Genomic DNA, 12,382 nt, shown 5'->3' on the forward strand with positions numbered 1-12,382 from the left:
AATTTCTGTTGACTTATTAAAAGTAAATGCTTTTACCTTAACACTAAAATGAAATAATTTACTTTTGATCAATTACTAATTTACGATAAAAAAAATGGCTATAGTTTTAATATCAGGCGGTACCGGGCTCATTGGAAAAAAATTAACAAGCCATTTAATTGATCGCAATTATGAAGTAATTATTTTAACCCGCCGCAAAAATGAATCCTCAGCAAATCCAAAAATCTCCTACAGCTTTTGGGACATAAAAAACGAAGTAATCGATGCCGGCGTAATCCGAAAAGCAGATTATATTATTCATTTGGCAGGTGCAGGAGTTATGGATAAAAAATGGACAAAGGAATATAGGAAAGTAATAGTTGACAGCCGCGTAAAAAGCGCCGGATTACTCATTAAAGCCTTGAAGGAAAATTCAAACCAGGTGAAGTCGTTTGTGTCAGCATCTGCAATTGGATGGTATGGGGCCGATGCTGATCCGCTTGTGCGCAAAGAAGGATTTATTGAAACTGACCTTGCCGATAAAAGTTTTCTGGGAGAAACATGCCTTTTATGGGAATGCAGCGTTGAGCCCGTTTCTGAAATGAAGATAAAATTGGTAAAACTTCGTACAGGCATTGTATTAAGTAATGAAGGTGGCGCTTATAAAGAATTTAAAACGCCGGTGAAATTTGGTTTTGCCACTATTTTAGGACGTGGCAACCAAATAATAAGCTGGATTCATATAGATGATGTTTGCCGAATGTATATTGAGGCAATGGAAAACAGGGAACTAAATGGTGTTTACAATGCCGTTGCACCGTTGCCTGTCTCTAATAAAAAACTGGTTTTATTAATTGCTGAAAAGTTGAAGAATAAATTCTTTATCCCCGTTCATGTTCCGGTTTTTTTATTGAAATTAGTTATGGGTAAACGCAGTGTGGAAATTTTAAAAAGTGCAACCGTTAGTGATAAAAAAATTAAATCAACGGGCTTTACTTTTTTATATCCAACTGTTGAATCTGCGATTGAAGAATTATCAACTAAATAAATTGTTAGCTGAATCCGGCAGGCGCATACTCGTCTTTCTCTACTTTTAATTTCTTTTGTATTCTTTGCGCCATACTTATCGTAATGGAATAACTTAATTACAAATCCTCTGTTGTGAACTTCTTCATTGCAAAAAAGAAATAGCCGCAAATATAGGTCAGGCTGGCAACTACCAGTACCCACATGTCAGGTGCATGATCGTAAATTATTTTATTTCCAAACGGAATAGGAAGCATTACATCAGTAACCTGTAGTGGTAAAAAATATCCAACGGGTGATAAGTCGAACTTATGATTGATCAACATGGTGAAAATGAACTCAAAAATTAAACCGTATAAAAAAAACACAGCGATTGCCGCCCCGCTTCTTCTAAAGAGCACTGCAAGAAACATGGCGAAGGTTATATAGGCGACAGTTTGAATAAAAATGTAACCGACATTTTCCATGCCTTCAAAGCCAAAGGAAGATCCGGTTGTAAGTGAACCAAAAAGTAACGCGACGAGAAAATTAAAAAATGTTGCTACAACGGCGAACAAGATGGCAAAGACAAATTTTACTGAAACAAATTGCATGCGTGTCCATCCATCAATTATATTTTGCCGGTGGGTTTTAAAATTAAATTCATTCGTTAACAACATAATAAAAAGAATACCCGGAAAATATAAAAGCCAGCTACTCATAAAGCCAACTGTTTGCCACACCTTAGGAAATGCATATGGAGTGCCAAGAAGAATTTGAGCTTGCGGCAAATTTTCAACAGATAGTTCATTTACGTAATAACCAGTATAGTTGATGCCAAGTATTGCGAAGAAATATAGAATTGTAAAAACCCAGAATGCTTTATAGTCTTTTACTTTGAGCCATTCAATTTTTAATAAGTGTACCATGCCTTGTATTAGTTATTGGTGAGTTCAAAAAACCTCGCTTCAAGGCTTTTCTTTCTAAGAATAAGATGATTTAAAATTATGCCGTTGCTAAAACAAAAATTATTTATTGCTTCAAGGTCTGCAGTACCAACCGGGTAAAACACTTTTATTGTACCACCTTCTTTAGTAACCCTGGTTTGGTTGGGCATCTTCTGTAGCACATCTATTAATTTGGTTGCATCCTTTGCTCCAACTTCCACCATGTCTTCGTTTGATAAAATTTCGTTTACATCACCAGAGGTAATTAATTCACCTTTTCTTAAAATGGCAACATGTGTACAAACTTTTTCCACCTCATCAAGAAGGTGGCTCGCCATTATAATTGTTTTGCCTTCACTATAAAGCCTTTTCATGAGGTCTCTTATTTCAGCAATGCCGACGGGATCCAGACCGTTAGTAGGCTCATCAAATACCAGCACTTTGGGATTTCCCAGCAGGCACGATGCAATAGCAAGCCGTTGTTTCATTCCTAATGAGTATGTACTGAATTTAGAATCTTTTCGTTTGGTAAGGTCTACCATTTCCAGTACCCGGGGAATATCTTCTTTACCGTGTTGTTTTATTTCGGCTGCTATCTCAAGATTTTTAACACCGGAGAGATAATGATAAAAATTAGGCGTTTCTAAAAGAGTTCCAATTCTTCGGCGGTGCAGTTCGGTGGGCACTTCGTCAAAAAGTTTATAGGTGCCCGAAGTTGGTTTCAGAATATCCATAATTGTCCCAAGCATCGTCGTCTTACCGCTACCGTTAGGTCCCAGTATTCCAAATACAGAACCTTCGGGAACCGAAAAACTCACTTTTTTTAATGCATCGATTTTTCCATAAGACTTGGACAAATTCTCTACAGTAAGAATTGGCATAAGCTGTTACAATTGTTATAAAAAATTAAAGGTACAACTGCGGAAAGAAAATTGCCGTTTAATATTTTTTGATATAAAAATTCACTATTTTTAGTGATTATAGATTATTAACATACAACGGCTTATGTAATTCAAAGCGGTACTCCTACAATTCATCCTGATTAAAATGCTCCAAAATGATCAAAAAACTTTACTCAAAACACCTATGCTTTCTTTTCATTTTTATTGCAGTCATTTATTGCAATGAAGTTAATGCCCAATGCGGTGTGCCACCTTCCAGCGGTTCAGTTACTATTTCAATCGCGAACAACATTGTGAATACTTATTATCCCGGAACGGGTAATCCGCTAGCCGGCACAATGACAATGACAGTTGGTTCGGTCGATTCACGAGGTAATGCAACACCTATTTCGGCTGGTGATCTTGTATTAATAATTCAATTACAAGGCGCTGATATAAGCACAAGTAACAATGATGCTTATGGGGATAATATTGCCGGTGCTCCTGCTTCAGGCTATCTTGGTTCAAATCTTCAAGCCGGATTTTACGAATACAATACAGTTTCAGCGATTGCCGGTTCAGCTATTACTTTTAGCTACCCGTTAGCCAATAGTTATTTCGACCGGGATTTTTCAGTTACAAATTCAATTCAGCGGTACGAGGTAATTAGAATTCCAAGATATTATGATTTTAAAATTAAAACGGGAGCTTCTGTTACATGCCCTTCATGGAATGGACATACGGGAGGAGTAGTAGGGATTGATGTTAATGATAAGTTTACACTAAGTGGATCCATTGATGTAAGTTTTAAAGGCTTCAGAGCGGGAGGAGGTAAAAATCTAACGGGGGCAACTGCGGGGAACAGCAATGGTACAGGTACATTAGCCAACACAGACTATAAGTGGGAATCTTCTATAACGAATGCGGCAGACTTGACCGGGGGTGCTAAAGGTGAAGGTATTGCAGGCACGCCAGCTTTTTATTTTGATAATGGAACAACATTAACTACTACGGGTACGGTTGAGGGTTATATTGGAGGAAGTATGGGAAGAGGCGCACCGGGAAATGCTGGTGGCGGCGCAACAGATGGAGATCCATTATTAAATCAATATAACTCGGGTGGCGGCGGCGGTGGCAATGGAGGAAACGGGGGGAATGGTGGCAGCGGATGGCATGGCGCCAGTGGCGATGTAACTACGTACCCAACGGGAGGTTATGGAGGATCTGCTTTTGCGCAAGCATCAACCTCTAGATTCTGTATGGGCGGTGGCGGTGGAGCGGGCTCAGCGAATAATAGTCTTTCGTCTAATGAATATGACTGTAGCGGCGGCGGCGGAGGTGGAATTATATTAGTGAGAGCAACACAATATGCAGGTAACGGAAGTGTTCTAGCAAATGGGTCTAATGCTCCTGGAGTTACTGCCACGTATACTCCTGCACAAACCGATGCCGCAGGCGGCGGCGGAGCAGGTGGCACTATAATAATGGTTACAACAGGCCCTGGCCCAATTGGATTAAATAATATTACTGCATCTGCTATTGGAGGAAGTGGTGGTGATATGACAAATTATTTTGATTATGGTCCTGGCGGCGGGGGTGGCGGCGGCGTTATTATCTCTAATGGAACATTTCAGTCAACAGATATTTCCGGTGGAGATAATGGATTAACAAGATCCCTTTCAGCCGCAGGCAATATTGACAATAGCTATGGAGCAACTCCCGGCAATGCAGGCCAGGTAATTACCTTGTCTGGTCCGCCGGCATTTATAAATGCAATTAATCCAGGATCGCCCTGTGGCACACTTCCCGTAACACTAACCGATTTCTTAGCCACTTCAAATAATAACTCAGTCAATCTTCAATGGAAGATTGATAACGTAATAAACTTAAAAAGCTTCGAACTTGAATACAGTATGGATGGGATCTCGTTCTCAAAACTAACGACCGTTAGTTATCAAAATGGTGTATCAAATTATAATTACATACATCCTACTAAATCTCCCAAAAACTTTTACAGGCTTAAAATGTTCGATGATAACGGTGGATTTTTTTACAGTAAAATTTTAAGTGTTCAAAGAAGCGATTCACAAAATAAGGTAATATTAATGTATCCGAACCCGGCTTATAACGATCTGACGTTAAAATTAATTGCTGCTCAAAATGAACCGGTCGCCATTAAAATAATTGACAATGCGGGGAAGACGCTCATCAATAAAACATTTGCTTTGCAGCAAGGGGAGAATTATTTATCTATTGATGGAATTGATAAAATGCCGGCATCTTTTTACTTTGTAAAAGTAAATTCTTCATCTATTGATGCGGTTGAAAAATTAATTATTAATAAAAAATAAAAGAAATTTATTCTGATAAAAAAACCGGGGCTAATACCCCGGCTTTTTTTCAGTTTCTTACAGGCTTCCCGGTTTTTAAAACACTTTGTAAACGCTCCAGCGTTTTCTTTTCGCCGCAAAGGCTTAAAAAGGCTTCTCTTTCGAGGTTTAATAAATATTGTTCACTTACTAATGTTGGTTCGCTAAGATCGCCACCGCACATTACATAAGCCAGTTTCTTTGCAATAGTTACATCATGGTCCGTTATATAATTGCCACGGTACATTCCGTTGATACCTGCATATAACATCCCGAGAACAGAACGCCCCAATACTTTTATATCGGTTCTTTGAAGCGGCATTGTGTAGCCGCTATCAAAAAGTTCAATAACATTTTGTTTGGCATTTGCAACTCTTCTTGACTGGTTCATGCTTATTTCGTCTATACCTTTCCGTAATATGCCCAAATCATAAGCTTCAAAAGCCGATGTAGAAACTTTGGCGGTTCCTATGGTAAGAAATCTTTTTTGAAGGGTAATTGTCTCGGGTTCGTTTTCATGCATCTCGTCAGCAGCTCTCAAAGCAAATTCTTTTGTTCCTCCTCCGCCGGGAATGAGGCCAACACCTAATTCAACCAACCCTATGTAGGTTTCAGCGGCAGCCTGAACTTTATCAGCATGCAAGCTCATCTCACATGCGCCCCCCAATGCCAAACCATGTGGTGCTACCACCACAGGGATCGAAGAGTATCTTACCCTCATCATTGTATTTTGAAACATCCTTATTGCCAAATCCAGTTCTTCATATTCCTGTTCTGCTGCCAACATAAAGATCATTCCTACATTAGCTCCTGCGCTAAATTGAGGGCCTTCATTGGCAATTACCAGTCCTTTGTATTTTTCTTCAGCTATGGAAATAGATTTATTTATGGCCTCCAGCACTTCACTACCGATGCTGCCCATTTTTGTATTCCACTGCAATCCAACAACATCATCTCCGAGGTCGTATAAATTGCAGGCGCTGTTTTTCCAGACGGTTTTTTCGGTAAGGTCACCTAATATAATGAATGAATTGCCCCCTGGAAGCATCACATAATTTTTGGAGCTAACGTCGTAGTATAAACGTTTCCCGTTTTCAAGTTTATAAAATGAAGAATTACCTTCGTTTAGAAAATCATCTACCCAGGATGCTACTTTGTAGCCGGCAGCTTTCATTGCTTCGGTCGTTTCTTTTACTCCTAGTACATCCCAGGTTTCAAATGCACCTATTTCCCATCCGAAGCCTGCTTTCATTGCATCATCAATCCGGTAAATTTCATCGCTGATTTCCGGAATACGATGTGAAATATAAGAGAAAAGATTGTAGTGAAATGTGCGGTAAAACTCACCGGCCTTATCTTTGCCGGCAGCCAGAACTATCAATCTTTGTTTTAACTCATCAATTGGTTTTGCCGCATCAAGAGTTGCAAACTTTGGTTTGTTGCGTGGATCGTATTCAAAGTTTTTTAAGTTAAGCGTTAATATTTCTTTAGCCCCGCCGATCCCTTTTGTTTTCTTGAAAAATCCCTGTCCTGTTTTATCACCGAGCCATTTATTATCTACCATTTTTTGCAACCAGTCCGGAATAATAAATGTTTCTTTTGCTTCATCTTTCGGACAATTATCTTTTACGCCTGTGGCCACTTTTACAAGTGTATCTATTCCTACCACATCGGCTGTGCGGAATGTTGCAGATTTTGGTCTTCCAATAACCGGTCCCGTTAGTACATCAATTTCATCTATACTTAAACCAAGTTTTTCCATAATATGGAATATGGACATGATGCTGAAAACCCCAATGCGATTGGCAATAAATGCAGGAGTGTCCTTGCAGAGAACAGTTGTTTTCCCAAGATACAAATCACCATAATGCATTAAGAAATCAACAACTTCCTGATCTGTATCTGGTGTTGGAATAATTTCGAGCAACCTTAAATATCTTGGCGGATTAAAAAAGTGGGTTCCGCAAAAATGCTTTTTAAAATCATCAGTTCTTCCTTCCGTCATTAAATGGATAGGAATGCCCGAAGTATTGGAAGTAACTAGTGTTCCGGGTTTTCGGAACTTTTCAACCTGGTCAAAAATTAATTTTTTTATATCCAGCCTTTCAACAACAACCTCGATAACCCAATCGCATGTGGCGATTTCTTTCATGTTGTCTTCAAAATTACCGGTCGTAATATTCTTAATAACATCCTTTGTAAAAATGGGTGACGGATTAGATTTTATAGCGGTAGCCAATGCGTCGTTTACAATCTTGTTACGGTCAGGTTTTGTTTCTCCTTCTTTTGCCGGGCTTGGAATATCGAGTAATACAACCTGTAAGCCAATTCCTGCAAAGTGGCATGCAATACGGCTTCCCATTACGCCGCTTCCTAAAACCGCCGCTTTTTTTATCGTTCTTTTTTGCATCTTATAAATTGGTTAGTTAAACAACTATTTACAAACCCGAAATTATCACTTTTTAGTGTGGCAAAAGAAAATTAAAAATTAACCCGATTAATTTTGAGGATACAGAATAATTTTTAAATGGGATTCATTGTCCAGGTGCCTGTTAAAAATAACAGAAACCAGGCTGAAATTGTTTTTCACCGCCCACGTGAGAATAGGATAATGGGGGTAATATTTCTTTAGAAACGGGTATTGAAAATAATATCCGGACAGCGCACAAACCGGGTAAAGTTTTAGGTTGTAGGAAATGGTATCGATAATTTTTTTGAGATCACCCTCTTTCAATTGATAAGGATTAAAGTAAGGGGTATAATAACTTGTGAAGAAACCATTTTCGCAAAATAGGGGCAAATAAGCGATTTGCGACGATTCTATGATTAGCTTGTTTTCCAGGTCATATTTCTTTCGCAGCGCCAGGCAGGCATTAACAGATGCAACCTGGTTGAAATAATTGAGATTTTTAAAATCGAACCAAATTGATGCGGTTAAATTTCTGCTTTTATAAATATCAAGCAAGTGATCTATTGTTAAAGAAGATATGCCGGTTGAATCGTGATATACATAAAACGAATGAATCGTTGTGTCGAAATAAACATCTATTTCAAATCCCCCGGTATTTGGGGCTAACTTGTTCATTACGGCTTCGTTGTCCACAGCCTTTACCCAGTTTTTAGACGGCACGACGAGGTTGCTGTTGCAATGAGGAAAATCTGCGGGAGCAATATTTTTAACGAATGAGTCAGGAATTAAAACCCGGGTCATCCCTTTGTGAAAAAAAATGTCAACGCATAAAAGAATAAGAATTACAGCAAGCCCGATAAAGTATTTATTTCTAAAATAATGCTTACTTTTCATGAGGGTTTCATTTATCAACCGAAAAAACCTTTAAAGATTCCCGGTATTCTAAAAATTCAATATTCGTGGCTCATGTTTAAGCCTGCTTTTAAGTTTTTAATAAAATTACTTATTTTACTCAGCCTGCTAAAATGTATATTTTTTCTTTATAATCTTCACTCGGGGCAGGGATGGAAGATAGATGATTTTCGAACAGGCTTCATCGTGATAGGATGGTCAGTCTTCTATGATATTGCTGTTATTTCCCTTCTGTCGCTGCCCCTGGTTATCCTGATTTTTTTATTCAAAAAGAACAAAGTAATCCTGAACTTCATATATTTTATGTTTAGTGGAATGTTTGCATTTATGATAATGTTAAACGTTACCGACATTTTTTATTTTCCTTTTAAACTGCAAAGGGCAGATGCTGAACTGCTGTATGTTATTCGCAATCCTTTTGAGGAAGTTAACGCCACTTATTTTTTGGTGGCTGTGTCTATAATAATTACGTTCTGTTTATTTGCATTATTAATGTACAGGTGGATGGCGGCTTTTTTCAAATCATTTAAGTCGGGTAATTATGGAGTGGCGTCGGTTGTTTTGTTTGCCATAATCTGTATTGTGATTTTTTTAAGCGGAACTAAGAAACTTTTGCCTACGTATCCTCTTGTAAACGTAAGTTATAATCAATTGCCTTTAATTCAAAACTCTTTTCACCAGTTTATTTACACGCTGTGCAGGAAGAATGAGTCAACAGCATTTAGTGAAGACTACATTAGAAACATGCGGGAAACGGAAAGGTTGCCTGTTATTAAGAAAAACATTGCTGGAAATAATCAACCCAAAAACATTGTATTGTTCATAATGGAAAGTGTTCCTTTTGACTTTTTTGACAGCGGCAGTCAATACAAAGTGAAAATGCCATTTCTCGATAGCCTTGTGACAAAGAGTACTTTCTTTACTAATGCTTTCAGTTACTCTCATAATTCCAATAAAGGCATTACGGCTATCCTGGCCGGCACTCCTACAATTACAGAAATTCCGTTGTATCATTCTGCTTACACATCTATACCCATGACGCATGTTGGTGCGGCTTTGAGTAGCGAGGGATATAGCTCAAATTTCTTTATTGGTGATAGCTACGATAATTTCGGATTTGCCAAATGTGTTAACTGGCTTGGTTTTCAGCATTATTATTGTATGTCGGATATTCCTGGTTATCAAAATATGGAAAAGCATACTATGGGCTTACATGATGAATATGTATTGCACTTTATGCAGGAAAAAATTGATCAGTTACCTCAGCCGTTCTTTGCAGTGAACTTTAATATTTCTACCCACTTTCCTAATGATCTTCCCGCACATTTCGTTGAAAAATATCCGCTTATCAACAGAACGCCACACATGAAAACGATGAGCTATTACAATGAGTGCCTGGCAGATTTTTTTAATCATGCTTCGAAGCAGCCCTGGTACCAGAATTCGATTTTTATTTTTTGTTCTGATCATTGGATGAACCCAGATTTTAGCAATTTTAAAAACGATGTAGAAAAAAATTTTAGGATTGGCCTGTTTATTTTTGATCCTCAAAAATATTCACAAACGATTATTCATACACCGGTAAGTCAGCTGGATGTGGTAAATACAATTCTGCGTTCCGGCAATTATAAAAATGACTTTATCAGTTATGGCGACGATCTTTTAAATATGCCTCCTGATTCTAGCCGGGTGGTTTTTGCGAAAGAAAATAATGTTCTTTATGAAGATTTTGACAGCAGCTATGTTCTTGGATTTAATGTTATACAGGGCAAACCTGAGTTTTGCTATAATTATTTACAAGATAAAAAAAGGACCAATAATTTAATCAGCAATACCCATGATGAAAATGTGGAACGACTGTTGTTTAAAATGAAATCGTTTTTACATACAGCTTACATTCAATACGAAAACAAAAAAGCGTATTAGCTGATTTACGCTGTTGAAACAGCACTCCAATCAATGTGTTCCTTTCCGCTATCAATTACTGTCTTCATATTTTTTTGAAGCAATTGCGCCAGTGGCATCGTTTGTTTCACTGCTGCAGCCTGTTCTAATACGAGGTTCATATCTTTCAATCCCAGCTTTATTGTAAATGCGGAAGGTTCAAATTGTTTGTCCAAAACAATTTTACTATAATTATGATACAGCGGCGTATTAAATAATGTTTGAGAAAACATATTCCACATTTTTTTTGCGTCTACACCACTTTTCTCAGCAAGGTTGATGCTCTCGCCAATAGCTTCCAAAGCGGATGCAATTAAAAAATTACCACAAAGTTTTACAGTATTTGCTGCCGTAATATGGTCGCCAAAATCAAAGACATTTACTGCTCCGGCATCTTTTAGCAGAGGCTCAATTTGCCTTCTGATACTTTCTTCGCCGCTTATTACATAATTTAATTTTTTAGCAACCGCCGCATCCGGCCTGCCGAAAACTGGTGACGCAAGATAATGCTGCTGATGTTGCTGATGAAGTGAAGCAAGTTTCTCAGCGGTTGCCGGCAGAATGGTACTCATAGAAACATGTATGCTGTCTTTCGCCAGGTTTTTCAACAAGCCATCTCCTCCTTCGCAAACTGCTTCTATAGCTGCATCATCAGAAACTATGGTAAAAACGATGGAGCATTTTTGGGCAACTTCTGCAATATTTTTACAAACGGTAGCGCCCTTTATAGTGAGTGGCTCGGTTTTAGAAACTGTTCTGTTGTATACATGTAAGGCATGTCCGCGTTCCATCAAATTCAGGGCGATAGGTGTACCAAGACTTCCCAGGCCAATAAAACCAACATTTTGTTTCATTATATTCTTGTTTAACGGTTAGGTTACTGAAGCCCCGGGATCGATTGCGTTGCCCGGGCTCACAAAATGCAATTTTCCTTCTTGATCTTCTGCCATTAAAATCATGCCATTACTTTCAATACCTCTCATTTTTCTTGGCGCAAGATTGGCCACCACTACCACTTGCTTATTAATAATTTCTTCTGGTTTAAAATGTAATGCAATTCCGGAAACTATTGTTCTCTTTTCAAAACCTAAGTCTATTTCAAGTTTTAAAAGTTTATCTGCCTTCTCAACTTTTTCTGCAGATAAGATAGTTCCGACTTTCAAATCAATTTTTGAAAAATCATCGAAAATAATTTCTGGTTTTACGGGGGTCATTTTATTTTCTTCCTTTTTATTATCAATTGTAGTTTGCGCAGGATTTACAACATTAGTTAACCCGCTTCTTAATTTTTCAATCTGAAAGGCTATTTCTTCATCTTCTATTTTCCTGAATAGTAATTCAGGCGGCCGCAAGCTATAACCAACGCTCAGCAATTTTGGCTTGCCTGCATTTTCCCAATCGAGCATTTTATCAACAACTTTCATCATGTAAGTCATCTTCTTCGCTGTGAAAGGAAGAAAAGGATTGATCAATACTGAAAGGTTTGCGCAAAGTTGCAAACAGACATGAAGGCAATTGTCAATTGAAGATTGTGCCTGTGTTGTCGGTTGCCCGTCGGCGTTAGTCTTCTTCGCCACAATCCAGGGCTGTTTGTCCTGTAAATATTTGTTGCCTTTTCTCGCTAAATCCATTACTTCAAAAAGCGCATCCCTGAACTTAAATTGCTCCAATAAATTCTCTACTTTAATTTTCGTTTGTTCAAACTCTGCTACCATTTTTTTATCAGTATCATCGATCGATTCAGCATGTAAGGGAGGCACTTTTCCTTTGCACAATTTGTGCATCAATACAAAAGTGCGATTAACAAAATTTCCAAAAATGGAAACGAGTTCACTATTGTTCCTATGCTGGAAACCCGAGGGGGGGCGCTGCGCCGCCGGCATCAGCTTCGACGCCGATCATGAGACGATCCCGCTGCGTGACAACGAGCCCAGC

9 protein-coding genes are annotated in these 12,382 nt (G+C 38.3%); 3 read left to right on the forward strand and 6 right to left on the reverse strand.

Annotation, left to right across the window (positions count from 1 at the left end):
• The first annotated feature begins 94 nt into the window (after positions 1-94).
• On the forward strand, positions 95-1,027 hold the full coding sequence (locus tag ACO1O5_RS20440; protein ID WP_486273575.1) for a TIGR01777 family oxidoreductase: 933 nt from the start codon (positions 95-97) through the stop codon (positions 1,025-1,027).
• A 97-nt stretch (positions 1,028-1,124) separates the two neighbouring features.
• Here the strand turns inward: ACO1O5_RS20440 and ACO1O5_RS20445 are convergent, their stop codons facing one another.
• Positions 1,125-1,913: an ABC transporter permease gene (locus tag ACO1O5_RS20445; protein WP_486273577.1), complete on the reverse strand. Its 789-nt coding sequence runs from the start codon at positions 1,911-1,913 to the stop codon at positions 1,125-1,127.
• A gap of 8 nt (positions 1,914-1,921) precedes the next feature.
• Positions 1,922-2,812, reverse strand: coding sequence for an ABC transporter ATP-binding protein (locus tag ACO1O5_RS20450; RefSeq protein ID WP_486273579.1), 891 nt, complete (start codon positions 2,810-2,812; stop codon positions 1,922-1,924).
• Positions 2,813-2,988: 176 nt separating this feature from the next.
• Here ACO1O5_RS20450 and ACO1O5_RS20455 point away from each other — a divergent pair, with 176 nt between their 5' ends.
• A complete protein-coding gene (locus ACO1O5_RS20455; protein WP_486273581.1) occupies positions 2,989-5,163 on the forward strand; it encodes a T9SS type A sorting domain-containing protein in 2,175 nt (724 codons plus the stop codon).
• Between the two features lie 49 nt (positions 5,164-5,212).
• Here the strand turns inward: ACO1O5_RS20455 and ACO1O5_RS20460 are convergent, their stop codons facing one another.
• Both ACO1O5_RS20460 and ACO1O5_RS20465 read right to left on the reverse strand, forming a co-directional pair.
• Positions 5,213-7,591: a 3-hydroxyacyl-CoA dehydrogenase/enoyl-CoA hydratase family protein gene (locus ACO1O5_RS20460; RefSeq protein ID WP_486273583.1), complete on the reverse strand. Its 2,379-nt coding sequence runs from the start codon at positions 7,589-7,591 to the stop codon at positions 5,213-5,215.
• 87 nt (positions 7,592-7,678) lie between these two features.
• Positions 7,679-8,485: a hypothetical protein gene (locus ACO1O5_RS20465; protein WP_486273585.1), complete on the reverse strand. Its 807-nt coding sequence runs from the start codon at positions 8,483-8,485 to the stop codon at positions 7,679-7,681.
• On the opposite strand from ACO1O5_RS20465, the gene ACO1O5_RS20470 reads away from it, so the two are divergent.
• Positions 8,471-10,429: an LTA synthase family protein gene (locus ACO1O5_RS20470; RefSeq protein ID WP_486273587.1), complete on the forward strand. Its 1,959-nt coding sequence runs from the start codon at positions 8,471-8,473 to the stop codon at positions 10,427-10,429. The two genes, ACO1O5_RS20465 and ACO1O5_RS20470, sit on opposite strands and share 15 nt — an antisense overlap.
• Positions 10,430-10,434: 5 nt before the next feature.
• Here ACO1O5_RS20470 and ACO1O5_RS20475 read toward each other — a convergent pair whose 3' ends face one another.
• Both ACO1O5_RS20475 and metG read right to left on the reverse strand, forming a co-directional pair.
• Positions 10,435-11,301: an NAD(P)-dependent oxidoreductase gene (locus tag ACO1O5_RS20475; protein WP_486273588.1), complete on the reverse strand. Its 867-nt coding sequence runs from the start codon at positions 11,299-11,301 to the stop codon at positions 10,435-10,437.
• An 18-nt stretch (positions 11,302-11,319) separates the two neighbouring features.
• Positions 11,320-12,231, reverse strand: a complete 912-nt coding sequence (metG, locus tag ACO1O5_RS20480) for a methionine--tRNA ligase subunit beta (RefSeq protein ID WP_486273590.1) — start codon at positions 12,229-12,231, stop codon at positions 11,320-11,322.
• Between the last annotated feature and the right edge of the window lie 151 nt (positions 12,232-12,382).

This window comes from Ginsengibacter sp. (assembly GCF_057362405.1).

Coding starts and splice junctions, on each gene's coding strand:
- ACO1O5_RS20440 (WP_486273575.1), top strand. CDS start 95: ATGGCTATAGTTTTAATATCAGGCGGTACCGGGCTCATTGGAAAAAAA.
- ACO1O5_RS20445 (WP_486273577.1), bottom strand. CDS start 1,913: ATGGTACACTTATTAAAAATTGAATGGCTCAAAGTAAAAGACTATAAA.
- ACO1O5_RS20450 (WP_486273579.1), bottom strand. CDS start 2,812: ATGCCAATTCTTACTGTAGAGAATTTGTCCAAGTCTTATGGAAAAATC.
- ACO1O5_RS20455 (WP_486273581.1), top strand. CDS start 2,989: ATGATCAAAAAACTTTACTCAAAACACCTATGCTTTCTTTTCATTTTT.
- ACO1O5_RS20460 (WP_486273583.1), bottom strand. CDS start 7,591: ATGCAAAAAAGAACGATAAAAAAAGCGGCGGTTTTAGGAAGCGGCGTA.
- ACO1O5_RS20470 (WP_486273587.1), top strand. CDS start 8,471: ATGCTTACTTTTCATGAGGGTTTCATTTATCAACCGAAAAAACCTTTA.
- ACO1O5_RS20465 (WP_486273585.1), bottom strand. CDS start 8,485: ATGAAAAGTAAGCATTATTTTAGAAATAAATACTTTATCGGGCTTGCT.
- ACO1O5_RS20475 (WP_486273588.1), bottom strand. CDS start 11,301: ATGAAACAAAATGTTGGTTTTATTGGCCTGGGAAGTCTTGGTACACCT.
- metG (WP_486273590.1), bottom strand. CDS start 12,231: ATGCACAAATTGTGCAAAGGAAAAGTGCCTCCCTTACATGCTGAATCG.